The sequence below is a fragment of the Nonomuraea sp. JJY05 genome, from assembly GCF_043496855.1.
GTDB lineage: Bacteria > Actinomycetota > Actinomycetes > Streptosporangiales > Streptosporangiaceae > Nonomuraea.
The window spans coordinates 87845-113490 of the sequence record NZ_JBIEIS010000034.1; the positions used below are offsets into that span (position 1 = coordinate 87845).

A 25646-nucleotide genomic window follows, 5' to 3' on the forward strand; every position below is an offset into this window, starting at 1 on the left:
GTCTTCCCGATTTCCGGAAACCATGATGGAATCGTTTCCATGGAGAAGCGGGCGACGATCAAGGATGTGGCCGAGGCGGCCGGCGTGGGCGTCGCGACCGTGTCCAGGGTACTGTCGGGCGGCTCGGCCAGTGCGGCGACCAGAGAGCGCGTCCTGGCCGTCGCCGCCCAGCTCGACTACCGCCCCAGCGCCCTGGGCCGCAACCTGCGCCAACGCCGCACGGGCGGCATCGGCTTGCTCGTCCCCGACCTGACCGACACCTTCTACGGGCAGCTCTCCGAGGGCGTGCTCGCCTGCGCCCGCTCGGCCGGCGAGCCCGTCGTGATCGGCTCCACGGGCGGCGACCCCGAGCAGGAGGCCGACCTGATCGGCATGCTCCTGGAGCAGAGCGTGGACCGCCTGATCGCCGTGCCGTCGGGAGACGCGGACACCTGGACCCCGGCGCTCCGCGCGGGCATGACGGTGGTCTTCGCCGACCGCCTCCCGCTCCAGTCGTCCTCCGAGGACGTGCGGGCGGCGGCCGTGGCCGACCTCATGGCCCTGGACGGCCTGTCCGCCGCCGCCCCGGCCCGCCCGCTGGACGTCCCCGCCGTGGTGGCCGACGACCGGGCCGGCATCCGCACGGCCGTACGCTACCTGCGCGGCCTGGGCCACAAGCGCATCGCCTTCCTCGGCGGCCCCGGGCAGGAACGCCGGGTGCACGCCTTCAGGGAGGCCGTGGGGGCGCCGGTGGACGAGGAGCTCGTCGTGTTCGGCACCGGCAGCCGCGACTCCGCCTACGCCGCCGCCTCGGGCCTCTTCCAGAGCCGCCCCGACCTGTCGGCCGTGGTCGCCGGGGGCAACGTGCTGGGCGAGGCGGCGGTGCTGGCGGCCAGGGAGCTGGACCTGCGGGTGCCGAGGGACGTTTCGCTGGTCATGTACGACGACGTGCCCTGGGCCGAGCTGTGCTCCCCGCCCCTGACGGTGATCGCCCAGCCGGGCCGGGACATGGGCTACCGGGCGGCGGAGCTCGTGCTCAGGGCGGGCGCCAGGAAGCCGCGCAGCGTGGTCCTGCCGACGGAGCTCATCATCCGGGGCAGCTGCGGCCCCCGCCGCTAGCCGGGCCCGCCACCTGTGTAGCGCCGGGGCAGGATCATGATCGGGTTGTCGTCGAGGATCACGTCCGGCGGCCCGAACCGCGCCGCAACCTCCCTGATCTCCGGCTCGTCGAGCATCAGCAGGCGCCCGTTCTCGATGAAGAGCTCCCCGTCCACCAGCACGGTGGGCCGGTCGACCTGGCAGTCGCAGTGCGCGAACCCCGGGCCCGTCGTGATCGGCTGCCCGTCGGTCAGGCCGTCGATCCCGCAGTAGAAGGCGCCGGCGTGCTTCTCGCGCTCGAACTGGTTGCCCCCGGCCACCCGCACCTTCGGGTTGAGCCCTATGAGGCCGTGGCGCATGTAGAAGCCGCCGGGCGCGTAACGCCGCAACTGCTCGGCCGCGGCCCCGCCCTCGATCTTGCGTACGAGGTTGCCCTCCAGGGTGATGCGCAGGGACTCCTCCGGCACGCCGGTGACCGTGCTTTCCTCGACCATGAGGACGCCCTCGGTGTCGGCCGGCCAGAAGTTGGCGCCCCCGTACGGGAAGGGCCGCCAGTCGCCGGGCCGCATCGCGCCGGGGTCCGGGTCGAACGTCAGCCCCGAGAACGTCACGTCCGTCCCCCGCGCGGACGTGACCCGGATCGACCGGGCGCCCGACATCTGCCGCAGCGTCCTGCGCAGCAGCGCGTAGAAGACCTCGGCGGGCAGCCGCCCGCCGGTGAGCAGCGCCCCCGCGGTGGCCGTCATGTGCAGGGACAGGAAGCGGGAGGAGCGTGACTTGATCTGGTCGAAGAAGAGCGGCGCCGTGTGCACCTCGCCCCACCAGGTGCCACTGATCACCAGGTCGGCCTCGCGGAAGGCGGCCGTCTCGATGTGCAGCGACGCCTCCCTGTCCCACCCGCCGGGGCTGAACGGCGGCACGGACAGGATGCGCACGTCGGCGTCCCGGTAGGCCGCGGCCGCCGCGATGGCCTGGACGACGACCGGGTCGACGGTGTGCTCCATGAGCAGCAGCACGCGCTCGCCCGCCTCGAGCCCGGTGTACTCCAGCAGGTTCCGGACGCCGGGCATCAGCTCCACGATCGAGTACGGCCCCACGGCCGGCTCGGTGGCGTAGCTGAACGGCGAACCTGCGTACGGGTTGATCGTCATCGCGTACTCCCTGCGGGACCTTCAGGCCAATGCCTGAACCCCTACCCGTAACGCAGCGCAATCACACGATTACGGAACCCAGCGGCGGAACCCTCCCTCGGAGTTGATCACCTGCCCGGTGATCCAGGCGGCCTCGTCCGAGGCGAGCCAGCGCACCAGCCGGGCCACCTCCTCCGGCCGCCCCCAGCGCCCCGCCGGAAGGGCGCGGCCGACGTGCCGGGTGACCTCGGGATCGGCCCACCCCGTGTCGACCGGTCCCGGGTTGACGGTGTTGACGGTGATGCCCCGGTCGGCGAGCGCGTCGGCCAGGCTGGCCGTCATCTGGTGGATCGCGCCCTTGCTGATCGCGTACGGCAGCTCGCCCGGCATCGGGGCCAGATGCTGGCCCGAGGTGAACAGGATCACCCTGCCGCCGGAGCGCCGGTCGTCGTGCTGGGCCGCGAACGCCTGCGTCAGCAGCGCGCTGGCCCGGGCGTTCACCGCCCACGACAGGTCCAGCTCGGCGGCCGTCAGCTCCTCCAGCGACTGCCGGTTGCTGCGGGCGTGGTTGGCCACGAGCACGTCCACGTGCCCGAACGTGGCGACCGCCTGCTCCATCACCCACGCCGGCGCCGCCGGGTCCGCGAAGTCCGCCTCCACGTGGTGCAGCCGGTCGCCGACGCCGCCCAGCGACTCCAGCACGCCGTCCATGCCCGCCGGGTCGCTGCCCCACGGCATCTCGGCGTCGTGCGGCGTCCACGACTGCACCAGCACCTTCGCGCCCGTCGCCAGCAGTTCGCGCGCGACGGCGTAGCCGATCCCGATCCGCCTGCTCACCCCGGTCACCACGGCGACCTTCATGTCGGACGTCATCCGATCATCTTCGCCGACCGCTCGCGAGGCGTCGAAAGGTTTTCCCGCCCCTCAGAGAAGCTTCTCGATGGCCGACGTGACCGCCGGGTCGTCCGGGGCGGTGCGGGGACGGAAGCGGGCCACGACGCCGCCCTCCCGGTCCACCAGGAACTTCTCGAAGTTCCACTGCACGTCGCCCGCCTCGCCCTGCTCGTCGGAGGTCCGCGTCAGCTCCTCGTAGAGCGGGTGCCGGCCGGGGCCGTTGACGTCGGCCTTCTCCAGGAGCGGGAAGTCCACCCCGTACGTCGCCGAGCAGAACGCCTGGATCTCCTCGGCCGTGCCCGGCTCCTGGCCGGCGAACTGGTTGCAGGGCATGCCGACCACCGTGAAGCCGCGCGGGCCGTACTGCTCCTGGAGCTTGACCAGGGCGCCGTACTGCGGGGTGAGGCCGCATCGCGAGGCCACGTTGACGACGAGAACGGCCTTGCCGGCCGCCAGCTCCCCGAAGGTGGTGGAGGTGTCGTCGAGGGTGCGGAGCTGGATGTCAGTGAGGCTCATGCACCGCACCCTACGCCTCCGGAACGCGATTCGGTCTTGCGCCTCCCCCGTCGCGGGGCTGCTAGGATCGCGGCGGCGCGAGAGGCGCCTGATCGCTCCGGGACGAGGGAGGTTGATGAATATGGCTGCCAGCAGCCGTCATCAGCATGCCCTTCTCCGGCCCGCGCGAGCCTAGAGCGCGGCCCGGTCGTTTCACTGACCTGGAGTCACAAGTGTCTTCTTTCTTCTCGGTGTCCGGCACCGACCTGACCACCGACCGCCTCGTCCTGCGGCCCTGGACCCCGGGCGAAGTCAGCGCCGTCCTGGACGGCACCCGGTCCACGCACTGGGCCGAGGACTTCCCCGCCGAGGGTGACCACGTCATCGCCGGCCTGTTCGCCGAGCACCCCGCGTGGTTCGGCGAGTACGGCCATCGCCAGATCATCGAGCGCGACAGCGGCCTCGTGGTCGGCTCGCTCGGCCTGTTCTGGCCGCCCGCCGACGGCACCCTGGAGATCGGGTACGGCATCGTCGCCTCCCGCCAGGGCCGCGGCTACGCGTCCGAGGCGGCGCGCGCGCTGACGGAGTTCGCGCTCACGGCGCCGGGCGTGCACACGGTGTGCGCGGGCGTGGAACTGTCGAACCCGGCCTCGATCAGGGTCCTGGAGAAGGCCGGCTTCCAGCGGTCGCACACGGACGCCGAGGCGGACACGGCCCGGTACGTGACCACGTCGCCGGCACAGCGGTAGCAACCCCACGGGATCGGCGGCGCCACGCCGCCGATCCCCCGGTCCGGCGTTTCCGCGAAACGGCCGAGGACCCGCCGATCCCGCCGCAGGCGACGACACCGTGGAAGGCCGTGCTTACCCGCAGCTCACGCACGCCCAAACCCCATAGTTGCTCGCGGTTTGCGGCAAGACCCGTTCAGCCGGACGGCGGGGCGGGCAAGGCCGGCCCTGCGAGAGGGACTTATATCCGCAACGCTCGCGCAAACACCTCTCCACCGCGTGTCGAGATGTACGACCCGCGCTGTCCGAACGTAATAGGAATCGTGCTAGAGGACACGTCGCGGCGCCCTTCGGGCCGCCCAGCGGGATCGGGCGGTGCCGGATTCCCGGAGGGCCGCGCGGACCCTCCGCGTCCGAGCCACGGACGCGGACCGGCAGGGGCGCCCGATGCAGTGCGCCTGTCCGCACGCGACCCGACAGCAAGGATCGACTTGGACAGCAAACGCGCACTCATCAGCGTCACCGCATTCACCGCCTTCACCGCGATCGGGGCGCCCGCGGCCTGGGCCGAGCGCCCACCCGTGGTGCGGCTCGGGACCTGGACGACGAAGGCGCAGCCCAAGGTCGCGGTGGCGACGCCGAACAAGAACAAGAGGATCGCGCTGGACCAGGTGGTCCAGCGGTCCTGGAACCTGCAGGAGTTCCGCTGCCTGGACAATCTCTGGACCAGGGAGAGCAACTGGAACCATCACGCACGCAACCGCTCGTCCGGCGCGTACGGCATCCCGCAGGCACTGCCCGCGGGCAAGATGCGCGGCGCCGGCCGCGACTGGAAGTCCAACCCGGAGACGCAGATCCGGTGGGGACTTTCCTACATCAAGGGGAGGTACGGCAGGCCGTGCGGCGCCTGGGGACATTGGAGATCGCACAACTGGTACTGACCGAAGGCGGGCGAGGGCACCCGGTGTTCACCGGGTGCCCTCCCTGCGCGCCACGTGCACCTCGATCGCCTGGATGAGCAGCTCCAGCCCGAACTCGAACTCCGCCTCGTGATCGCATTCGTCCAGCAGCGGCGCCAGTGAGTGGACCTCGGGGAACAGCGCGGGATCGACGCCCTCGGCCTTGACCAGCCGGTTGTGGACGGGCGCGAACGTGGGCGTCACCCCCACCTCCCGCAGCAGCGAGCCCACGATGTAGGCGATGAACATCCGCAGCATCCTGACCGCGTCCGCCCCGTCGAACCCGGCACTGCGCAGCGTGGCCAGCGCCCGCTCGACCGGCAGCAGCCCGGCCGTGGAGTGGAGCTGGCGGCTGACGACCACCATGGTCGAGCGCGGGTGGTCGTGGGCGATCTGGCGGAACGCCCGCGCCTGCATGCGCACCCGCTCGGTCCAGTGCGCGCCGGGGTCGTCGGTGAACTCGATCTCGCTCAGCACCGCCTCGGCCACCCCGTTGAGCAGGGCGTCCTTGTTGGGCACGTGATTGTAGAGGGACATCACGCCGACGCCGAGCTCGGCCGCGATGCGCCGCATGGAGACCGCGTCGGCGCCCTCGCGCTCGATGAGGTCGATGGCCGCGGCGACGATGCGGCCTCGCGAGAGGGGCTCCGTAGGCATACCTCATTCTATTGACGTACGTACGGTGTACGTGGAACTCTCGGAAGGCGGACATACGTACGGTGTACGTAACCCCCCCGGGAGGTTCCATGTCGACCCACGATCTCTACACCATCCCCGCCGAGCTCTCCACGTGGAACGTCGAGATGGCCGGCGCGAGCCGATTCACCTGGGAATATGACGACGGCCGGGACCGCATGCTGGCGCTGTACCAGAAGGGCAAGGACAAGCAGTGGGACTCGACCAAGCGCATCGACTGGGACCTCGAGGTCGATCCGTACGACGTCCTGGGCGTCCCCGACCAGACGATCGCGATCCACGGCACCCCGCTCTGGGAGCGGATGGACGAGCGGACCCGTAACGAGGTGCGGCGGCACGGCGCGGCATGGCAGTTCTCCCAGTTCCTGCACGGCGAGCAGGGCGCGATGATCTGCTCGGCCAAGATCGTGGAGTCGGTCCCCGACCTCGACTCGAAGTTCTACGCCGCCACCCAGACGATGGACGAGGCGCGCCACGCCGAGACGTACGCGCGCTTCCTGCAGGAGAAGGTGGGCCTGGCGTACCCGATCAACGAGCACCTCAAGGCCCTGCTCGACAGCACGCTGAGCGACACCCGCTGGGACATGCCCTACCTCGGCATGCAGGTGCTCATCGAGGGGTTGGCGCTGGCCGCGTTCGGGGTGATGCGCGACATCACGACCAAGCCGCTGCCCAAGCAGATCCTCGCGTACGTGATGCAGGACGAGGCCAGGCACGTCGCCTTCGGCCGGATGGCGCTGCGCGACTACTACCGGAACCTGTCGGAGACCGAGCTGCGCGAGCGCGAGGACTTCGTCATCGAGGGCTGCTACCTCATGCGCGACCGGCTGCGCGGGCGGGAGACCTGGGAGAACCTGGGCCTGTCCAAGGCCGAGGTCGAAGAGGCCATGGAGGCCACCGACCACTCCGAGTACCTGCGGCTGTTCAGGTCGCTGCTGTTCAGCCGGATCGTGCCGTGCGTCAAGGACATCGGGCTGTGGAGCCCGCGGCTGCGCCAGGCGTACGCGGAGATGGGGGTGCTGGAGATGGCGGGCCAGTCCCTGGACGCCCTGATGCGCCAGGACGAGGACATCGCCGACAAGCTCGACGCGGAGCGGTTCGCCCAAGAGGAGTCCGAGCGGCACGCCGAGGTGGCCGAGACCGTCGAGCTCGGCAGGTCCTAGAGCCGCGTCGCGTCGGGCGCGGGCAGGCTCTGCGGCAGGCGCAGGATCATCCGGGCCCCCGGGCCGTCCCCGATCTCCAGCGTCCCGCCGTGGGCCTTGGCGATGTCGCGGGCGATCGGCAGCCCCAGCCCTGTGCCCCCGGTGTCCCGCGAGCGCGTGTGATCGAGGCGGGTGAACCGCTCGAACACCCGGTCCCGCATCTCCGCCGGGATCCCCGGCCCGTCGTCCAGCACCTCCACGACGGCCTGGTCCGCCCACCCCCGCACGGAGATCCACACCCGGGAGTCCCCGTACCGGTCGGCGTTGGACAGCAGGTTCGTCAGCAGCCGGGCCAGCCGGAGCCGGTTGCCGCGGACGAAGAGCCCCGGCTCCACGTCCATCGTCAGCGGCAGCCGGCGGGTTTGCCGCGCGACCTCCTCCTCGACCAGCTTCCCCAGCTCGATCCGTTCCTGCTGGGGCTGCACCCCCGCGTCCAGCCGGGCCATCAGGAGCAGGTCGTGGACGATGTCCGACAGCCGCTCGGCGTCCTTGATCGCCGCCCGCCACTCGCCTTCGTGCAGGTCCGCGAGCCCCGACTCCAGCCGAACCAGGAGCCCGGTGATCGGCGTCCGCAACTCGTGGGAGGCGTCGGAGACGAAGCGCCGCTGCCGGTCCACGGCGTCCTCCAGCCGCTCCAGGGTCTCGTTGACCGTGGCGGCCAGCTCGGCGACCTCGTCCTGCGTGTCGGGCACGTCGATGCGCCGGCTCAGGTCGTGGGCGCTGATGCGGGCCAGCCCCGCCCTGATCCGCTCCACGGGGTCCAGCACCCGGCCGACCCCGTACCAGGAGCCCCATCCCGTCAGCGCCACCAGCACCGCCCCGAAGACGGTCAGCACCAGAGGCAGGAACGGCGAGCTCAGCAGGAACGGCTCCCGCAGGGCCGCGAAGGCGACGACGGACCCGTACGCGCTGGCGGGGTTGCTCGTCCCCACGACGACCATGCACCTGCCGGGACACACCCGGGTCTGGACCCGCAGGTCGCCTTCCCTGGGCCAGGTCCGGGTGAGCGGCGGCTGGCCGGCGAGCCCGTTGCTGGCGACCAGCACCTGGCCGGAGGAGTTCACGACCTGGAAGAGGTAGACGCCCTTCCGCGGCGGGATGGGGCCGCTGAAGCGGTGCTCGGTGATGGACATGGCCAGGTGCCTGCTGGCGTCGTCAGCCTGCTGGACGAGTTCCGCCCGCGCCCGCACGGGGTAGCTCAGCGAGATCGCCAGAATCCCCAGAACGACGACGGCCCCGAAGACCACCACCGTCGCGATGGTCATCCGGGCCCTGATCGAGCGGCCGAACACCATGGCCGTACTCTGTCACGGAGAGTACAAATCACAGGTAAAACGGCATATTTGCTCAGCCGTGGAAACGGCGGTGCAGCTCGTGGACCTCCTCGGCCAGCTCCGGCACCGGACCCTCGACGACCACTCCGGGCGCGACGTCGTTGATCGGCAGCGTGCGCACGGGGGGCTGCGGGACGCCGAGCTCCGACAGCCACGCGGCGAGCTGCTCCGACGAGGCCACGTACACGATGCGGCCCAGCCCGACCCACGCGTGGGCGGCGGCGCACATGGGGCAGTGCTCGCCGGAGGTGTAGACGGTGGCGGCCGCCCGCTCCTCGGGCGTCAGGTGCGCCGCCGACCAGCGGGCCAGCGCGAACTCCGGGTGCTGCGTGTTGTCGCCGGCGGCCACCCGGTTGTGGTCCTCGGCCAGCACGGTCCCGTCGCCGGAGACCAGCACCGAGCCGAACGGCTCGTCGCCCACCTCCAGCGCCCTCGTGGCCAGCTCGACACAGCGGCGCAGGTGCGGCATCTCCGATTCAGCGATCATGAGTCCCCCATCCTAGACGGCCGCCGAGCAGGGCAAAGAACATACCCCAACAGATCACAACAAAAGTATCGGTCCGCCGAATGTGCAAGATCTTTCACTGTTTCTGCACGTCACGTACAAGAACCGCACTCTTCGGGCTACTGAAAATCGGTTGAACCCTCGTATTAGCCTAGAAGGGATGCCTCCCGATACGCACATACCTCAACGTCCCCTGCTCTCCTCCAACTCCCTGTGGCGGATGAAGTCCTACCTCCGCCCCTACGTCGTCAGATTGGTGTTCATCTGGCTGGCGGCGATCGTCGGCATCGCGGCCGGCATCGCGCTCCCGCTCATCAGCGAGAAGGTCATCGACGGTCCCGTGGCACACGGCGACTCCGGTGCGCTGCTCCCCCTCGGGCTGCTCGCGATCGGCGTCGGCGTCGTCGAGGCCCTGCTGATCCTCCTGCGGCGGTGGGCCCAGGTGAAGCCGGTGCTCGGCCTGGAGACCGCGATCCGCGACGACCTCTACGAGCACCTGCAGCGGCTGCCCATGGGCTTCCACGGCGACTGGCAGTCCGGCCAGCTGTTATCCCGGGCCACGACCGACCTGTCGACCATCCGGCGCTTCCTCGGCTTCGGCATGCTCTTCCTGGTCATGAACATCCTGCAGCTGATCACCGTGACCGTGCTGCTGCTGAACAAGTACTGGCCGCTCGGGCTGCTGGTGCTGGCCTCGGCCGTGCCGATCGTGTGGCTGTCGCTGCGGTTCGAGAAGCGCTACATCAAGACCTCCCGCCAGGTGCAGGACGAGCAGGGCGACCTCGCCACGCTCGTCGAGGAGTCCGCCCTCGGCATCCGTACGATCAAGGCCTTCGGCCGCCGCCACTACGTCTTCGACCGCTACGACGAGGGCGCGCTCAAGGTCTACGGCACCTCCATGGACAAGGCCCGACTGCTGGCCAAGTTCTTCGCCTTCCTCGAGATCATCCCCAACATCACGCTGGCCCTGGTGCTGCTGCTGGGCGCGCTGGCCGTCGGCACGGGCGCGCTGACGCTGGGCGCGCTGGTCGCGTTCACCACGCTGATGCTGCAGCTCGTCTGGCCGATCGCGAGCCTGGGCTACATCCTGGCCATGGCCCAGGAGGCGATGACCTCCGCCGACCGCCTCATGGAGGTCATGGACACCGTGCCCGCCATCGAGGGCGGCACGCACACCATCGACGGGCCCCGCGGCCACCTGCGCTTCGAGGGCGTCGGGTTCCGCTTCCACGACTCCGAGGAGCCGGTGCTGCACGACGTCTGGCTGGACGTGCGCCCCGGTGAGACGGTGGCCGTCGTCGGCGCGACCGGCTCCGGCAAGACCACGCTGACGGCCCTGGTGCCGCGGCTGATCGACCCCACCGAGGGCCGCGTCACGATCGACGGGCACGACGTGCGCGACCTGGACCTGACCAGCCTCCGCTCGGTGGTGGCCACGGCGTTCGAGGAGCCGACGCTGTTCTCGATGAGCGTGCGGGAGAACCTCACGCTCGGCCGGCTCGACGCCACCGACGAGGAACTGGCCGAGGCCATCCAGACCGCGCAGGCCATGTTCGTGTACGACCTGCCGTGGGGTCTCGACACCCGCATCGGCGAGCAGGGCCTGTCCCTGTCCGGCGGCCAGCGGCAGCGCCTGGCCCTGGCGCGGGCCGTGCTGAGCAAGCCGCGGATCCTCGTGCTCGACGACACCCTCTCCGCGCTCGACGTGGAGACCGAGGCGCTCGTGGAGGAGGCGCTGCGGCACGTGCTGCGGGACGCGACCGGCATCGTGGTCGCCCACCGCGCCTCGACCGTGCTGCTGGCCGACAAGGTGGCGCTGCTGCGGGGCGGCACGATCACGCACGTCGGGCAGCACCAGGAACTGCTGGCGCAGGTGCCCGAATACCGCGAGCTGCTCGCCCAGGACGCCGACTTCGACGACGCCGCTGAAGGAGCGCTGCGATGAGCACGACCACCACGGCGTCCTGGCGGGGCGTGTCCTCCGAGGACCAGGACGAGCTGCCGGAGAAGGTGTCCGTCCTGCTCCGGGAGCGCTCCCGGCGGCTGCTCGGCGCCCTGCTCAGGCCGTACCGGAAGAAGATCGGGCTGCTCGTCGCGATCATCGTCGTCTCCAACGCGGCCGGGCTCTCGATCCCCTTCCTGGTCTCCATCGGGATCGACGAGGGCATCCCGCCGATCACGAGCGGGGCCGGCCCCTCCGTCCTGCTGACCGTGGTCGGGGTGATCCTGGCCGCGGCGATCACGCAGGCGCTCACGCGGCGGGCGTTCCTGACGCTGTCGGGCCGGATCGGCCAGGGCACCCTGCTGGAGCTGCGCAGGAGGGTGTTCGACCACTTCCAGCGCCTGTCGCTGAGCTTCCACGAGCAGTACACCTCAGGGCGCGTCATCTCGCGGCTGACCTCCGACATCGAGGCCATCGCCGAGCTGCTCCAGTCGGGGTTCGACGCGCTGGTCAAGGCCGTGCTGACCATGGCGGGCACGGCCGTGCTGCTGCTGGTGCTGGACGTGCACCTGGGCCTGCTGGCGCTCGTCCCGCTGCCCTTCCTGCTGCTGTTCACCCGGTGGTTCCGGCAGCAGTCGGCGATCGTCTACCGGCGTACGCGGGAGACGGTGGCGCTGGTGATCGTGCACTTCGTGGAGTCGATGACCGGCATCCGCGCGGTGCAGGCCTTCCGCAGGGAGCCGCGCAACCAGGAGATCTTCGAGCAGCTCAACGACGACTACCGGGGCGCGAACGCGCGCAGCATGCAGCTCGGCGCGACGTTCATGACCGGGATCAAGCTGATCGGCAACCTGACGATCGGCGGCGTGCTGCTTTACGGCGGCTGGCTGGCGCTGCAGGGGGAGGTCAAGGTCGGCGTGCTGACCGCCTTCCTGCTCTACCTGCGCCAGTTCTACGAGCCGATGCAGGAGGTCAGCCAGTTCTACAACACCCTGCAGTCGGCCGGCGCGGCGCTGGAGAAGCTGTCGGGCGTGCTGGAGGAGGAGCCCTCCGTGCCCGAGCCGCGCGAGCCGGCCAGGCTGCCGGACGGCAGGGCGCGCGGCAAGGTGCGCTTCGAGGGCGTCAGGTTCGCCTACGTCGAGGAGATGCCGATCCTGCCCCGGCTCGACCTGACGATCCCCGCCGGGCAGAGCGTGGCGCTGGTCGGGGCGACGGGCGCGGGCAAGACGACGCTGGCCAAGCTGATCTCCCGCTTCTACGACCCCACCGACGGGCGCGTGCTGCTCGACGGCGTCGACCTGCGCACGCTGGACGAGCCGACGCTGCGCCAGGCCGTCGTCATGGTGACGCAGGAGAACTTCCTGTTCAGCGGCACGGTCGCCGACAACATCAGGTTCGGCCGGCCCGACGCCACCGACCGGGAGGTGCGCGAGGCGGCCAAGGCCATCGGGGCGCACGAGTTCATCTCGAGCCTGCCCGACGGCTACGACACCGAGGTCGGCAAGCGCGGCGGCCGGATGTCGGCCGGGCAGCGCCAGCTCGTCGCGTTCGCCAGGGCGTTCCTGGCCGATCCCGCCGTGCTGATCCTCGACGAGGCCACCTCCAGCCTCGACGTGCCGAGCGAGCGACTGGTGCAGCGCGCGCTGCGCACGATCCTGGCCGACCGGACGGCGCTGATCATCGCGCACCGGCTCTCGACGGTGGAGATCGCCGACCGGGTGCTGGTGATGGACCGGGGCGAGATCGTCGAGGACGGTCCGCCGGACCGGCTCATCGCGGCCTCGGGCAGGTACGCCGGGCTGCACCAGGCGTGGCTGGAGAGCCTCAGCTAGCTCCCTAGTGATGGTGCGCCAGGGCCACGGCGTTCGCGTACAACTCGTACCCGACGAACAGCGCCAGCGGCACCCCGAGCGCGATCAGCAGCCTGCCGGGCAGGTGGGTCCGCGGTGCGGACACCCTGCCCGGCTCCGGCGTCGCCGCGGCCAAGGCCGGCGCGGGCTCCGGATCCGGGGCGGATACGAGTTCGGGATGTCGCGCCAGGTATCCCGTGGGGAAGGAGGTCACGTGGTACGCGCCGCAGTGCGGGCAGCAGGTGCCCGACCAGGGCGGCGGCACGGTCACTCCCGCGCTGAGCCAGAGCTCCACCTCGTTGCCGTGCACGTCTGAGAGATGTCTGACGACGAAATTCTCTTCCCAGACGTATAAGCAGCGAAGGCATTCGAAAGGCCACGTCTCGCGGGTGTCGAACCCTTCGGTCACTGGGACCACCCCCCGGCTTCTGATCGCCGTCGATCCTGAGTGTCCGCTTGACTTCGCGCGCCCGCAAGACGGGCTTTCTGACACTTGCCGCTACGAAATGCTCACCAAGTGTCAGGTTAGACGTTCATGGTGTGGTCGGGGTTGCCCCCTGCCTGAGACGACGCGCTCGGCGGCATCGAGGTAATACGGCCTGGGGACCGGGCTGAGCAGCGGAGTCGCGTCTGGCCCGGGGGACTCCGCGGGCGGGATCAGCTCCGGATGTCGGGACAGGTAACCGTCCGGGAAGGTCGTGGCCTGCTGACTCCCGCACCTCGGGCACATGACGCCCCCCGGTGACGGCGGCAGGACGGGGAGGCCGGCGCGCAGCCAGATCTCCCGCTCGTTTCCGTGACGGTCGTCGATGCGCCTGACGAGGTACTCCTCTTCCCACACGTGCCAGCAACCGCGGCACTCGAAAGGCACGATCCGGTGTTCTTCTTCCAACGAGGTCACCCCCTCACCTTCGAGTGTGTGCCTCCTTGCCCAGATCTGGCAACCGCGCTTACCGAATCGCGAAGACGAAGGTGAGGGCACCGGCCACCACGCACAAGGTGCCGAGCCACGCGAACAGCACGTCGAGCCCCGGGTCCAGCGGCTTGCCGCCGTGCAGGGCCTCCTGCACGCGGCGGAACCGCGCCCCGGTCCTGATCAACAGCACGGCGCCGCAGAGCGCGGCCAGCGCGAACGCCACCACCGAGGGCACGGGCAGGCCGTGCCTGAGGGACAGCCCGGCCGCGCCGAGCCCACCGGTGGCCAGCGCCACGGCCGTGCGCACCCAGGCCAGCCGGGTGCGCTCGCTCTGCAGCCCCTCGTCCCAGATCTCCTTCTCCGGGGCCATCTCGTCCGGCCTCGGGCTCAGGCGGCCAGGATGATCAGCACGAGGGCGATCACCGCCACGGCCGCCACGCCGTACCCGAAGACCGCCGCGAGCGCGGGCGGCGGCAGCGGCGCCTGCTGGCGCAGGGCGCGCTGGATGTTGCGCCAGCGCGGATACGCCATGCCCGCCGCGAGCGCGGAGAGCGTCACCAGCACCACGGCCAGCGCGGTACGGATCCACGGCACGAACACGTGCTCCGGCACCGCCGCCATCGCCACCCCACCCGCGCTGAGCGCCAGCGCCGTGCTCAGCCAGGTGAGGAAGGTTCGTTCATTGGCCAAGGTGAAACGCGGGTCGGGCTCCATGGGAAAAACGGTAATTCGTCCCCATTTCCCCTAGAGAAGTCGGGATTCAGCCAGTACAGGCCTTGGCCACCTTCTCGGCGTAGGCCGCGCTCTCAGTGAGGACCTTCTGGGTCGCGTCCACGGCGTCGTTGACGTCCTTGACGTTGATCCCGCTCAGCGTCTTGGCCAGGTCGTCGGAGGCTTCTTTGATCGTGGTGTTGGCGGCCTTGTCGGCCACGTCGTTGAGCTTGGTGGCGGCGTCGTCGAGGGCCTTGTCCATGGCCTTGGGATCGTCAGCGAGTGTCTTGAGCTGGGCGCCAAGGTCGGCGACGATCTTCGGGGCTTCGAGGCACGCTTGGGCCTTGTCGATGGTGCTGTTGACCTCACCGCATCCGGCGGCGAAGACGCAGAGGGCGAAGGCGGCCAGGGGCACGAATCGGCTCTTGAGGAGTCGCATGCTTCGACCCTACCCAACGCATTCCAAAGGTTCCCTTGACATCTTCGGCGACAGGTGCCCAAGATTCCAAGCATGTCCTTGGAATCCTCGCGGCGACGGCTCAGCGACCCGGCCGCGATGCGGGCGTTCGCGCATCCGGTCCGGCTGGCGCTGCACGAGCTGCTGATGAGGGCGGGCGCGATGACCGCCGCCGACGCCGCGCGGGAGGTGGGCATCAGCCAGGCGCTGGCCTCGTACCACCTGCGGCAGCTGGCCAAGTACGGCTTCGTGGAGCAGGCGGAGGCGCGCGACGAGCGCGAGCGGCCGTGGAAGGCGACCGAGACCGTCCAGGAGTGGGACGACGACGCGGCCGGGCCGGAGCAGGCGGCCGCCCGCAGCCTGCTGGAGCAGGTGATCGCCGAGCGCGCGCTGTCACGCCTGGCCGAGTGGCAGCAGCACCGGGGGGACGAGCCCGAGGAGTGGCGGGGGGTGGGCGGCGTGGGGAACCTGTACCTCTACGCCACGCCGGAGGAGGTGAAGGTGCTGGGCGCGGCGGTGGCCGAGCTGCTCGGGCCGCTGATGGCCCGCGTCGACGACCCCTCCACCCGCCCCGACGGCGCCCGGCCCGTGCTGGTGACGCAACTGGTCGTCCCCCTGCCACCCACGGACTCCGGTGACTGACCGGGCCGAGGGCACGCCGTCGGACGAGGGACGCCGCGCGCCTTCGGGCGGGGGCCGCCGCACGCCTTCGGGCGGGGGCCGAGACGGGATCGGAGGGCACCGCGCGCCAAGCGGCAGCCGAGACGAGGGCGGCGGGGTTCGCGCGTTGTTAGGCGGCAACCGGGACTACCGTCGCCTGCTCCTCGCCGGGCTGATCTCGCAGACCGGCGACTGGGTGATCAGCACCGGGCTGGCGTTCCACGTCTATCGCCTCACCGGCTCCACGCTGTCCACCGCGATCATGCTGCTGGTCTCGCGGCTGCCCGACGTCGTGCTCGGGTCGGTGGCCGGGGTGCTGGCCGACCGGTGGGATCGCCGCCGGGTGCTGGTCGTCACCGACGTGCTGCTCGCGCTGGGCCTGCTGCCGCTGCTGGCCGTACGCGGGCCGGGCCAGGTGTGGATCGTGTACGCCGTCGCGCTCTGGACCGGCGTCCTGAGCACCGTGCTCGCCCCCGCGCAGAAGGCCCTCGTGCCGCAGGTCGTGGCGGAGTCGCAGCTCGTACGGGCCAACGCCCTGCACGGCCAGACCGGCCAGGTCGCCCGCCTGCTGGGGGCGATGCTGGGCGGGCTCGCCGTCAGCGCCGGAGGGCTCGCCGCGGTCGTGCTGATCGACGTGGCGAGTTTTCTGGTCTCCGCGGCCCTGCAGGCCACCCTCCGGCCGCCCGGACGCCCGGCGAGGGCGGCGACGATGGGCGGGCAGTGGGTCGCCGGGCTCCGCCTGGCCATGGGGGACGCGGGCGTCCGCCTGCTGGTGGCGTACATGATGATCACGGGGCTCGGCGAGGGGATCTTCGCCACGCTCGCCGCGCCCTTCGTGAGCGACGTGCTCGGCGGCGAGGGCGACGCCTACGGGCTGTTCCTGTCGGTGCAGGCGGTCGGCGGCATCCTGGGCGGGCTCGTCGTGGCGCTCCGGCCGGGGCGCGCCGCCCCTCGGGTGCTGCTGGGCGGGGCGACGGTCGTCTTCGGGCTCGTGGACCTGGCGCTGTTCACCTACCCGCTGGCGGTGACCGCGCTGTGGCCGGCGCTGGTGCTGATCGGGCTGGCCGGGGTGCCCGCTGCGGCCGCGATGGCGGGGTTCAGCACGCTGGCCCAGAGCGTCGTCGGCGACGACCGGCGGGGGGCCGTGTTCGGCGTCCTGGGCAGCGCCCACGCGACCACCGCGCTGGCCGGCATGGGACTGGCGGGGGTGCTCGGCGGGGCGGCCGGGGTCGTGCCCGCGTTGTGCGTGCACGCCGCCGGGCTGATCGTCGCCGGGATCATGGTTCTGACGTGCGCTCATGCGTGAACCGATATCGAATCCTTCGCGATATCGCTATTAGACACCTGGTGATCGCATCTGCTTTGCTCCTAGCCCATTGACGGACGACCGCAAGGACAAAGCATGCGAAACCGCCGCCTCACGGCAGTTGCCACGTTGACGATCTCCTTCCTGGCGGGCGGCGCCCTCCCGGCGGGCGCGGCCTCGGCCACGAGCTCCGTGCAGGCGCTCTCGGGCGAGGCCCAGGCGCGCAAGGAGCTGCGCGCGCTGGAGGCGTCGTTCAAGGGGCGCATCGGCGCGTACGCCATCGACACCGCCACCGGCAGGACGATCGGCTACCGGTCGAACGAGCGGTTCCCGCTGCTGTCCACGTTCAAGGCGATGGCCTGCGCGGCCGTGCTGCACAAGGCAAGCACCTCCGACCCCGGGCTGATGGAGAAGGTCGTGCGCTGGACGGCCGACGACCTCAAGCCGAACTCCCCCACCACCGAGGAGCACGTGAAGGACGGCCTGACCGTCAGCCGGCTGTGCGAGGCGACCATCACCCTGAGCGACAACACCGCGGGCAACATGGTGCTCAAGCAGATCGGCGGCCCGGCCGGCCTGACGCGCTACTTCCGCACGCTCAAGGACCCGATCTCCCGCCTGGACCGCTGGGAGACCGAGCTGAACGACTGGACGCCCAAGGAGAAGCGCGACACCACCACGCCCTCGTCCATCGCACGCGACCTGCGCGCGGTCACGACCGGCAACGCGCTCACCGCCAAGGACCGGGAGCAGCTCAACGCCTGGATGATCGCGACCAAGACCGGGGACGCCCGCATCCGCGCCGGCCTGCCGAAGACCTGGACGATCGGCGACAAGACCGGCACGAACGGCGCTTTCGGCGGAGCGAACGACATCGCGGTCATCTGGCCCAAGAAGGGCGCGTCTCCCATCATCATGGCCATCTACACCAACCGCAGCGCGGGCGAGTCCGGCGACGACACGGCCATCGCCCGCACGGCCACCATCCTGGCCCGCGGCCTCGGCAAGCTCTGAGAGCGCCGGTTTCGATACCCCATTCGCACCCGCGCTGAACCTGAAAATAATTCTTTCAAATTTGGGCGGATAATTCCGGACTTAAGGTGCCGCTTGCCCGCTGACCAGGGGAATCTTCATTCGATTCCGCTTGTGATCGCCAATTGAAGGGGTATCTTCTTGGCAAAGAAGCGGGACCGGAGATCGCTACCATCCCCGGTCCCTTACCCCCCACCGTAAGGGAGATCAACATGAGCTTCAAGGAACTCTGCTGCAACCTCGGCACCGAGTTGGACAACGAGTTCATCCGGCTCCGGGCGGACCAGGCGGAGCTCGGGCAGCAGCTCACCGAGCGGATCAACGGCGTGGCCAACCACGTCAAGACCCTCGACGCCAAGGTCACCGTCCTCGACGAGCGGGTCACCGCCCTCGACACCAAGATGGACACGAAGTTCGAGGAGATCGACGCCAAGTTCACGACCAAGTTCAACGAGCTGCAGGGCAACCAGAGCGAGATGATGAACATCCTCATCGACATCCAGCGCAAGGTCAGCGCCAACTAGCGCCTGACCAACCGTGAAAGGGCGGACTCGTGAAGCACGCGAGTCCGCCCTTCGCGTTCCCTAGAGCTTGTTGAAGCAAGGACCGTCGAACGTGTACGCCTGCGCCGTCGGACCCGCGAAGAAGTCCTTGACGATCGTCACGCCCGTCGGCGCCTGCTCGTCGACCTTGTTGATCAGCGTCTGCCTGAACACCGCGGCGCTCGACGCGTCCGCGTAGTTGCCCGCCTCCGGCGGGAGCATGCCCTCGTAGTCCACCGTCCTCAGCGTCTTGACGGCCGCCAGCAGCCCCTTGCGGCTCACGTCCCCGCCGGCCACCATCGCGTCCAGGGCCGCCTTCATCGGGTATGCCCAGGCCCAGCCCGAGGTGTACCCGTCGTTGGGCGTCACGCCGGGCAGCGCGTCGCGCATCGCCTTGTGGCCCGGGGTGTCGGCGTCCCACGGCCTGCCCGGGGCCGACTGCTCGTACAGGGCCTTGAGGGCGGGGGCGGCGGGAGACTTCAACAGGGCCGGGTTCCAGGTGGGGCCGGTGCCGATGAAGCGGCCCTTGTAGCCGGCCGCGGCCGCCTGGCCGATGATCGTGGCGGCGTCGGCCGGGCCGGTGGTGAGGATGACCAGGTCGGGCTTGTTCTTGGTGATCTCGGTGATGGCCCGGCCCTGCTCGGTGGCGCCGGAGGGGGTCTCGACGCTGGTGAACTTCAGTCCGTTGCGCTCGGCGGCGATCTTGGCGCCGGCGGCGGCGTCCGCGCCGTAGTCACCGGCCAGGTGGACGGCCATGACCGACTTCGGCTTGTACGTGTCCATCGCGTAGTCCACGGAGTTCATGGCCTCGACGCAGTAGTTGGAGCCGCTCTCGATCATGACGTCCTCGAACTCCCAGGCCGAGGTCCACGAGGCGGGGGCGGCAACGATGCTGTTGGCCTTGAGGTCGCCGATGATGGCGGCGGTCGTGGGCGAGCCGAGCGTCTGGGCCAGCGCGAGCACGTGGTCCTTGATCTCGTTGTAGACCTGGCGGTGCACCTCCGGGTTGTACTTGTTGTCCCGTACGTACTTGGTGACGTCGACCTCGTACTTGCCGCCTATGCCGCCGGCCTTGTTGACGCGGGCCCAGAACGCCTTCTGGGCCTCGGTGATCGGCACGGCCAGCGCGGCGAAGGGGCCGGAGGTCAGGTCGGAGATCGTGCCGAGGTAGATGCAGCCCTTCTTGGTGTCGACCGCGGTGGGGCAGGGTGCGGTGGTGACACCTGGAGCCTGGGCGCCGCCCTTGCTGCCCTCGTCGTCCCCCCGGAAGACGCCGCATGCGGACAGAAGGGCCACTATGGCGATAAATCCCGCTGCATAGCGACTCTTCATGAAAAATCACCTTCTAGTAGGAGAAAGGCCAGGACTTCCAGTAATTGCGAGCTCGAATCCACAGGCCGAACAGGCCCCGCGGTTCGAAGATCAGGAACACCACGATGAGCAGCCCGTACAGCACGGTCTCGACCTGGAACACGTTCGGCGTCCGCGTGGTGTCCGCGCTCACGAACGGCACCAGCGCCGGCAGCGACCTGGTCAGCGGCTGCAGCAGCGAGATGAACAGCGCCCCCGCGATCGACCCCGACACGGTGGCCACGCCGCCGATCAGCACCATCGCGATGAACTGCACGGACAGCAGCAGGCTGAACGACCCCGGCTCGACGTAGCCGGAGATCGTGTAGAGCAGGCCCCCGGCGCAGCCCGCGTAGAACGACGAGATGCCGAAGGCCAGGACCTTGTAGCGGGTGAGCGGCACCCCGATGACCTCGGCCGCGATGTCCCGGTCGCGGATGGCGGCGAAGGCGCGGCCGACGCGCGAGCGGGCGAGGTTGCGGGCCGCCAGGGCGAAGACGACGAGCAGCGCCAGCATGAGCACGTACAGCGACTGCTCCTTGGTGCCGAGCGGCCCGTCCTGGTCGAGACGCACGCCGAAGAGCTGCGGCACCGCCGCCTCGCGCCCGACCCCGGGCCCGCCGGTGAGCTCCTGCCACTCCTTGAAGACGTGCTCGCCGAGGAACACCAGCCCGAGCGTGACGACGGCCAGGTAGAGGCCGCGCAGGCGGGTGGCCAGGGGCGCGACCAGCACCCCGGCCACCGCGGCGACGAGTCCGGCCGCGGGCAGCCAGATCCAGATCTCCGCGAGGCCCAACCCGATGCGCTCGCCGTCCACAGGGCCGGACAGGGCGGCGGCGGTGTAGGCGCCGATGGCGACGAAGAACGCGTGGCCGAGCGAGACCTGCCCCGCGTAGCCGGTGACGATGTTGAGGCCGATGGCGCCGATGGCCAGCGCGTACGCGCCCGCCAGCACCTCCAGTGACCGGTCCTGCAACAGCACCGCCAGCCCGAACGCCAGCAGCACCAGCAGCCCCGTCCAAACCCGCTTCGCCCGCGTGTCGAGCAGCGCCATGTCCTGGGCGTAGGAGGTGTAGAGCAGCGGCCGCCCGCGCACCCGGCGAGACCGTCCGGTCGGTATGTCAGGAACGGCGGAGGGCGCCGCGGATCGCGTCTCGGTCATACCCGCTCGACCTCCCGGGTCCCGAACAGGCCGTACGGCCTGACCAGCAGGACGATCAACATCACGATGTACGGCGAGACGATCGCCACGTTCTGCCCCAGCCAGGGCGCGAACTCCCCCTGGTACGACTGGAACAGCGACTCCACGACCCCGATCACCAGCCCGCCGACGACCGCGCCGCCGAGCGAGTCGAGCCCGCCCACGATGATCGCCGGCAGCGCCTTCAACGCGACCACCCAGGTGAGCTGCTCGATCCCCTGCCCGGTCCCGACGAACATCCCGGCCACGGCCGCCAGGAACCCCGCCAGCGCCCACGACAGCGCGAACACGGCCCCCACCGAGATACCCTGCGCCAGCGCGGTCTCCTGGTCGAAGGCCGCCGCCCGCATCGCCAGCCCGTACCTCGTGTAGCGGAAGAACGCGAACAGCAGCGCCACCAGCACCGCCGTGACCAGGAGCATGGCCAGCCAGCGGCGCTGCACGACCAGCGGCCCGAGCGACACCTGCGTGAACCCCCACGGGTCCCCGACCTGCCGCACGTCCCGGCCGATGAAGCCGTTCACCACCACCCGCACCACCACGTCGATGCCGAGCGTGATGATCGCCACGACGAACACGGGCCGCCCCACCATCGGCCTGATCGCGACCCGCTCGATCCCGAGCGCCACCAGGGCGATGAGCAGCGCCGACAGCAGGACGGCGGCGTAGAAGCCGGTCACCTCGGCCAGGTAGCTCACCGCCACGGCCCCGGCCAGCATCAGCGCGGGCTGCGCGAAGCTGATCACCCGGGTGGCCTTGTAGATGATCACGAACCCGAGCGCGAGCAGCGCGTACACCGAGCCGTTCCCCAGGCCCCTGATCACGGTCTCGAGCAGCCCCTTCACCGGGCGTACATCCCTTCCACCAGGTCCTCGAAGAGCTTGGCGACGGCGGCGCGCTTGACCTTCTGGGTGGCGGTCAGCTCGCCGTCCTCGTGGTCAAGCTCCTTGGGCAGGAACGCGAACCTCCGCACCTGCTCGACCCGGGCGAAGCGGGTGTTCACCTCGTCGACGATCCCTCGGACCAGCTCCCGCGTCTCCGGCTTCTCCGACAGATCCCGATAGGTCGTGTACGGCAGCCCGCGCCGCCGCGCCCACTCCCCCACCGTGTCCGGCTCGATCCCGATGAGCGCCACCAGGTACGGCCGCTGGTCCCCGATCACGATCGCTTCCTTCAGGTACGGCGACGCCTTCAGCGCGTTCTCGATCTCGCTGGGCGCGACGTTCTTGCCGCCGGCCGTGATGATGATGTCCTTCATCCTGTCGGTGATCCGCACGTGCGTGCCCTCGGCGAACTCGCCCACGTCCCCGGTGTGCAGCCAGCCGTCCTCGTCCAGCACGTCGGCCGTGGCCCGCGGGTTGCGCCAGTAGCCGGCGAAGTTCCCCGGATGCCGGGTCATGATCTCGCCGGTGGCCTCGTCGATCTTCAGCTCGATGCCGGGGTGCGGCTCGCCGACCGTGCCCAGGCGCACCCTGCCGGGCCGGTTGGCGGTGGCGATGGCGGTGTTCTCGCTCATCCCGTACACCTCGTGCATGGGGATGCCGATCCCCATGTAGAACTTGAGCACGCCGGGCGCGATCGGCGCGGCCCCCGAGGCCGCGTACCTGACCCGACGCATCCCGAGCCGCTCGCGCAGCGAGCGGTAGCAGAATACCCAGCCCAGCGCGTACGCCAGCCGCGTCCCGAACGTGTGCCGGCCGCCCGTGCGCACCAGCGCGTCGCCGATCCGGTCGGCCACCCGCAGCCAGAACCGGGTCACCGCCCGCTTGACCGGCGAGGCCGACGCCAGCCGGATGTCGACCTGGGCCAGGACCTTCTCCCAGATCCGCGGCACCCCGAACAGGATCGTCGGCTGCACCTCCCGCAGGTTGGCCTGCACGGTGTCGATGGACTCGGCGAAGTTCACCTGCACGCCGGCGGCCGAGTTGAACCACACGGTGAACGCCCGCTCGGCCACGTGGCACAGCGGCAGGTACGACAGCGCCAGGTCGCGTTCGGAGGGCGGCGGGGAGGTGAAGCCGCCGCCCAGCACGAGCGTGCTGACGGCGAACTCCACGTTCCCGATCGTGAGCATGACGCCCTTGGGCGGTCCCGTGGTGCCCGAGGTGTAGATGAGCGTCATCACGTCGCCGGGCTCGGCCTCGGCCATGCGGCCCGCCACCGCGCCGGGGTGCCCGGCGCGGTGCTCGGCCCCGAGGGCGAGCAGTTCGGGCCAGGACATCAGGACGTCGTCGTCGTAGCGGCCGCGGATGCCGCGCGGCTCCAGGTAGACGATGCGCCGCAGCTCGGGGCACTCGCCGAGGACCTTGAGCGCCTTGTCCACCTGCTCCTGGTCCTCGGCGATGAGGATCTTCGCGCCGGAGTCCGCGAGGAGGTAGGCGACCTCGGCGGGCGGGTTCGTGGGGTAGAGGCCGACGGTGATGCCCCTGACGGCGACCGTGCCGAGGTCGCCGTAGAGCCATTCGGGGCGGTTCTCGGAGTGGATGGCGACGCGGTCCCCGGGCTCGACGCCGAGGGCGAGCAGGGCGTGGGCGACGAGCTCCACCTGCGTCCAGTACGCGGCCCAGGTGACCTCCCGCCAGATGCCCAGGTCCTTGTGCCGCATGGCGACCGCTCCGGGGGTGCTGCGCGCACGGTCCCGCACCCTGGTGACGATGCTCATGCGGCTCGTGCTCATTGGTCGCTCACCACTCCTCATTCGCTCCGCGGAGTCCCTCCTTCGTCGGGCCTCCACTCCGCTCACTGCGTCGGGTTCGCTCCTCCCAGGTACGCCTCGATGACCTTGGGGTTCTGCTGGACCTCGGCCGGGGTGCCTAGGGCGACCGGACGGCCGAAGTCGAGCACGAGCACCCGGTCGGCCAGGTCCATCACCAGGGCCATGTCATGGTCCACGAGGACGATCGGGATGCCCAGCTCATCCCGGATGTCCAGCACGAACCTGGCCATGTCCTCGGTCTCCTCCAGGTTCATGCCGGCCACCGGCTCGTCCAGCAGGAGCAGCCGGGGCTCCATGGCCAGCGCCCGGCCCAGCTCGACCCGCTTCTGGATCCCGTACGGCAGCAGCCGCACGGGATGGCGCCGCCAGGCCTCGAGTTCGAGGAAGTCGATGATCTCCTCGACCTGGGCGCGGGCGGCCAGCTCCGCGCGCCTGGCCCGCCCGTACCACAGCAGCGCGGCCAGGGCGCCGTAGCGGAAGTGGTGGTGGCGGCCGAGCATGAGGTTGTCCAGGACGGTCAGGTTGTGGAACAGCTCGACGTTCTGGAACGTCCTGGCCAGGCCCATGGCGGCGATCTCGTGCGGCCGCTTCGGCAGCAGGTCCTCGCCCAGGAACGTGACCCGGCCGCGCTGGGGCCGGTAGACCCCCGAGAGCACGTTGAAGATCGAGGTCTTGCCCGCGCCGTTCGGCCCGATGACGGCCAGCAGCTCGGCCTGCCGGACCTCGAACGAGACGCCGTCGACGGCCTTGACGCCGGCGAAGCTCAGGTGCACGTCCTCGAACGTCAGGAGAGCCATCGTTTCCTCCGCTTGTAGTGCTTGACCTCGCGGAAGGACCTGACGGCCCCCAGGTAGAACTCCTTGATGTCCTCGTCGGCGAGCAGTTCGCCGGACGGCTTGTCCATCACGATCTTGCCGGTCTCCATGACGTAGCCGTGGGAGGCGATGGACAGGGCCATCGTGGCGTTCTGCTCGACCAGCAGGACCGTGGTGCCCTGGCGGTTGATCTCGACGATGAGGTCGCGCACCTGGGCCACCAGCGACGGCGCGAGGCCCAGGCTGGGCTCGTCCAGCAGCAGGTACTTCGGCCCGGCCATGAGGGCGCGGCCGACGGCCAGCATCTGCTGCTCGCCGCCCGACAGGTAGCCGGACACGCTCCTGCGCCGCTCCCGCAGCAGCGGGAACAGGCCGTAGACGCGGTCCAGGTGGGACTCGGCCGCCGTGTGGCCGCCGACCTTGAGGTTCTCCTCGACGGTCAGCTCGGCGAGGATGCGGCGGCCCTCCATCACCTGGCTCACCCCGCGCCGCACGATCTGGGCGGGTCTGAGGTGGTGGATGGGCTCGCCCTCCAGCGTCACGCTGCCCTTGGTGATCTCGCCGTCGTGCACGTCGAGCAGCCCGGACAGGGCACGCAGCAAGGTCGTCTTGCCCGCGCCGTTCGCGCCGAGCAGCGCCACGATCGCCCCAGGCGGGACGCTGAGGCTCACGCCGCGCAGCACGAGCATCACGTCGTCGTAGACGACTTCAAGGTTGCGGACCTCCAGCACGCCGGCTCCAGGGATGGTGTGGCCTGTGTCACTCCCCCGATGAGCACAATGTCCACGCTTGCCCGGCGGCCGACAAGAGGGGCGGGCGAAATTTGATCGTGTCGCTGGTCCTAGGATTTCTCCTATGGCAATTTGCGAGCATCTTTCCCAGGCGGACGATCCGGCCGCGAAGACGCCGGAGGGCTGCGAGGAGTGCCTGGCCGTCGGGGGCCGCTGGGTGCACCTGCGGCGCTGCCTCGAGTGCGGGCACATCGGCTGCTGCGACTCCTCGCCGGGCAAGCACGCCACCCAGCACTACCACGAGACGGCCCACCCGGTGATCCAGTCCTACGAACGCGGTGAGGACTGGCGCTGGTGCTTCGTCGACAGCGCGATGGGCTGAGCGGCGCGGCTCTCG

Annotated in this window: 27 protein-coding genes; 11 read left to right on the top strand and 16 right to left on the bottom strand. The window is 70.3% G+C overall.

Annotation, left to right across the window (positions count from 1 at the left end; all coding sequences use genetic code 11):
- Nucleotides 1–39: 39 nt before the first annotated feature.
- Nucleotides 40–1098, top strand: coding sequence for a LacI family DNA-binding transcriptional regulator (locus ACFKCF_RS41495; RefSeq protein ID WP_394500835.1), 1059 nt, complete (start codon nt 40–42; stop codon nt 1096–1098).
- On the opposite strand, the gene ACFKCF_RS41500 is transcribed toward ACFKCF_RS41495, so the two are convergent.
- From ACFKCF_RS41500 to ACFKCF_RS41510, 3 genes are all read right to left on the bottom strand, one after another.
- Nucleotides 1095–2228: a hypothetical protein gene (locus ACFKCF_RS41500; protein WP_394500836.1), complete on the bottom strand. Its 1134-nt coding sequence runs from the start codon at nt 2226–2228 to the stop codon at nt 1095–1097. The genes ACFKCF_RS41495 and ACFKCF_RS41500 overlap by 4 nt on opposite strands.
- A gap of 69 nt (nt 2229–2297) precedes the next feature.
- The gene (locus tag ACFKCF_RS41505) at nt 2298–3080 is read right to left on the bottom strand and encodes an SDR family oxidoreductase (RefSeq protein ID WP_394500837.1); all 783 of its coding nucleotides are present in this window, start codon (nt 3078–3080) and stop codon (nt 2298–2300) included.
- A gap of 51 nt (nt 3081–3131) precedes the next feature.
- The gene (locus ACFKCF_RS41510) at nt 3132–3617 is read right to left on the bottom strand and encodes a glutathione peroxidase (protein ID WP_394500838.1); all 486 of its coding nucleotides are present in this window, start codon (nt 3615–3617) and stop codon (nt 3132–3134) included.
- A gap of 212 nt (nt 3618–3829) precedes the next feature.
- Between ACFKCF_RS41510 and ACFKCF_RS41515 the strand changes: the two genes are divergently transcribed.
- Nucleotides 3830–4345: a GNAT family N-acetyltransferase gene (locus tag ACFKCF_RS41515; protein WP_394500839.1), complete on the top strand. Its 516-nt coding sequence runs from the start codon at nt 3830–3832 to the stop codon at nt 4343–4345.
- 470 nt (nt 4346–4815) lie between these two features.
- The gene (locus ACFKCF_RS41520) at nt 4816–5265 is read left to right on the top strand and encodes a lytic transglycosylase domain-containing protein (RefSeq protein ID WP_394500840.1); all 450 of its coding nucleotides are present in this window, start codon (nt 4816–4818) and stop codon (nt 5263–5265) included.
- A 27-nt stretch (nt 5266–5292) separates the two neighbouring features.
- Here the strand turns inward: ACFKCF_RS41520 and ACFKCF_RS41525 are convergent, their stop codons facing one another.
- Entirely contained in the window at nt 5293–5940 is a 648-nt protein-coding gene (locus ACFKCF_RS41525) for a TetR/AcrR family transcriptional regulator (protein WP_394500841.1), read from the bottom strand.
- A gap of 89 nt (nt 5941–6029) precedes the next feature.
- Here ACFKCF_RS41525 and ACFKCF_RS41530 point away from each other — a divergent pair, with 89 nt between their 5' ends.
- Complete coding sequence (locus ACFKCF_RS41530) at nt 6030–7142, top strand: ferritin-like domain-containing protein (RefSeq protein WP_394500842.1); 1113 nt, start codon at nt 6030–6032, stop codon at nt 7140–7142.
- Here ACFKCF_RS41530 and ACFKCF_RS41535 read toward each other — a convergent pair.
- Both ACFKCF_RS41535 and ACFKCF_RS41540 read right to left on the bottom strand, forming a co-directional pair.
- A complete protein-coding gene (locus tag ACFKCF_RS41535) occupies nt 7139–8476 on the bottom strand; it encodes a sensor histidine kinase (RefSeq protein WP_394500843.1) in 1338 nt (445 codons plus the stop codon). The two genes, ACFKCF_RS41530 and ACFKCF_RS41535, sit on opposite strands and share 4 nt — an antisense overlap.
- A gap of 52 nt (nt 8477–8528) precedes the next feature.
- Complete coding sequence (locus ACFKCF_RS41540) at nt 8529–9002, bottom strand: nucleoside deaminase (protein WP_394500844.1); 474 nt, start codon at nt 9000–9002, stop codon at nt 8529–8531.
- Nucleotides 9003–9180: 178 nt separating this feature from the next.
- Between ACFKCF_RS41540 and ACFKCF_RS41545 the strand changes: the two genes are divergently transcribed.
- Together ACFKCF_RS41545 and ACFKCF_RS41550 are read left to right on the top strand one after the other, a co-directional pair.
- Nucleotides 9181–10965, top strand: coding sequence for an ABC transporter ATP-binding protein (locus ACFKCF_RS41545; RefSeq protein ID WP_394500845.1), 1785 nt, complete (start codon nt 9181–9183; stop codon nt 10963–10965).
- Complete coding sequence (locus ACFKCF_RS41550) at nt 10962–12794, top strand: ABC transporter ATP-binding protein (protein ID WP_394500846.1); 1833 nt, start codon at nt 10962–10964, stop codon at nt 12792–12794. Before ACFKCF_RS41545 ends, ACFKCF_RS41550 begins: the two co-directional genes overlap by 4 nt.
- 4 nt (nt 12795–12798) lie before the next feature.
- Here the strand turns inward: ACFKCF_RS41550 and ACFKCF_RS41555 are convergent, their stop codons facing one another.
- The 4 genes from ACFKCF_RS41555 to ACFKCF_RS41570 all read right to left on the bottom strand — a co-directional run bounded on the left by ACFKCF_RS41555 (nt 12799) and on the right by ACFKCF_RS41570 (nt 14878).
- Nucleotides 12799–13122, bottom strand: a complete 324-nt coding sequence (locus ACFKCF_RS41555; protein ID WP_394500847.1) for a hypothetical protein — start codon at nt 13120–13122, stop codon at nt 12799–12801.
- A 640-nt stretch (nt 13123–13762) separates the two neighbouring features.
- A complete protein-coding gene (locus ACFKCF_RS41560; RefSeq protein WP_394500848.1) occupies nt 13763–14098 on the bottom strand; it encodes a DUF202 domain-containing protein in 336 nt (111 codons plus the stop codon).
- Nucleotides 14099–14115: 17 nt separating this feature from the next.
- On the bottom strand, nt 14116–14442 hold the full coding sequence (locus ACFKCF_RS41565; protein WP_185077672.1) for a YidH family protein: 327 nt from the start codon (nt 14440–14442) through the stop codon (nt 14116–14118).
- Between the two features lie 46 nt (nt 14443–14488).
- Complete coding sequence (locus ACFKCF_RS41570; RefSeq protein ID WP_394500849.1) at nt 14489–14878, bottom strand: hypothetical protein; 390 nt, start codon at nt 14876–14878, stop codon at nt 14489–14491.
- Between the two features lie 72 nt (nt 14879–14950).
- On the opposite strand from ACFKCF_RS41570, the gene ACFKCF_RS41575 reads away from it, so the two are divergent.
- The 4 genes from ACFKCF_RS41575 to ACFKCF_RS41590 all read left to right on the top strand — a co-directional run bounded on the left by ACFKCF_RS41575 (nt 14951) and on the right by ACFKCF_RS41590 (nt 18418).
- Nucleotides 14951–15538 (top strand): winged helix-turn-helix domain-containing protein, encoded by a 588-nt coding sequence (locus tag ACFKCF_RS41575; RefSeq protein WP_394500850.1) that lies wholly within the window; start codon nt 14951–14953, stop codon nt 15536–15538.
- 145 nt (nt 15539–15683) lie between these two features.
- Nucleotides 15684–16862: an MFS transporter gene (locus ACFKCF_RS41580; RefSeq protein ID WP_394500851.1), complete on the top strand. Its 1179-nt coding sequence runs from the start codon at nt 15684–15686 to the stop codon at nt 16860–16862.
- Between the two features lie 96 nt (nt 16863–16958).
- Nucleotides 16959–17876, top strand: a complete 918-nt coding sequence (bla, locus tag ACFKCF_RS41585; protein WP_394500852.1) for a class A beta-lactamase — start codon at nt 16959–16961, stop codon at nt 17874–17876.
- A gap of 230 nt (nt 17877–18106) precedes the next feature.
- On the top strand, nt 18107–18418 hold the full coding sequence (locus ACFKCF_RS41590; protein ID WP_394500853.1) for a hypothetical protein: 312 nt from the start codon (nt 18107–18109) through the stop codon (nt 18416–18418).
- A 60-nt stretch (nt 18419–18478) separates the two neighbouring features.
- On the opposite strand, the gene ACFKCF_RS41595 is transcribed toward ACFKCF_RS41590, so the two are convergent.
- The 6 genes from ACFKCF_RS41595 to ACFKCF_RS41620 form a co-directional block, all read right to left on the bottom strand.
- A complete protein-coding gene (locus tag ACFKCF_RS41595) occupies nt 18479–19768 on the bottom strand; it encodes an ABC transporter substrate-binding protein (RefSeq protein ID WP_394500854.1) in 1290 nt (429 codons plus the stop codon).
- 13 nt (nt 19769–19781) lie between these two features.
- Nucleotides 19782–20948: a branched-chain amino acid ABC transporter permease gene (locus ACFKCF_RS41600; RefSeq protein WP_394500855.1), complete on the bottom strand. Its 1167-nt coding sequence runs from the start codon at nt 20946–20948 to the stop codon at nt 19782–19784.
- On the bottom strand, nt 20945–21832 hold the full coding sequence (locus ACFKCF_RS41605) for a branched-chain amino acid ABC transporter permease (RefSeq protein WP_394500856.1): 888 nt from the start codon (nt 21830–21832) through the stop codon (nt 20945–20947). The genes ACFKCF_RS41600 and ACFKCF_RS41605 overlap by 4 nt, the downstream gene beginning before the upstream one ends.
- The gene (locus tag ACFKCF_RS41610; protein ID WP_394500857.1) at nt 21829–23664 is read right to left on the bottom strand and encodes an AMP-dependent synthetase/ligase; all 1836 of its coding nucleotides are present in this window, start codon (nt 23662–23664) and stop codon (nt 21829–21831) included. Before ACFKCF_RS41610 ends, ACFKCF_RS41605 begins: the two co-directional genes overlap by 4 nt.
- A gap of 62 nt (nt 23665–23726) precedes the next feature.
- Complete coding sequence (locus tag ACFKCF_RS41615; RefSeq protein WP_394500858.1) at nt 23727–24500, bottom strand: ABC transporter ATP-binding protein; 774 nt, start codon at nt 24498–24500, stop codon at nt 23727–23729.
- The gene (locus ACFKCF_RS41620; RefSeq protein WP_394500859.1) at nt 24488–25249 is read right to left on the bottom strand and encodes an ABC transporter ATP-binding protein; all 762 of its coding nucleotides are present in this window, start codon (nt 25247–25249) and stop codon (nt 24488–24490) included. Before ACFKCF_RS41620 ends, ACFKCF_RS41615 begins: the two co-directional genes overlap by 13 nt.
- 124 nt (nt 25250–25373) lie before the next feature.
- On the opposite strand from ACFKCF_RS41620, the gene ACFKCF_RS41625 reads away from it, so the two are divergent.
- A complete protein-coding gene (locus ACFKCF_RS41625; RefSeq protein WP_364747060.1) occupies nt 25374–25631 on the top strand; it encodes a UBP-type zinc finger domain-containing protein in 258 nt (85 codons plus the stop codon).
- Nucleotides 25632–25646 lie beyond the last annotated feature (15 nt).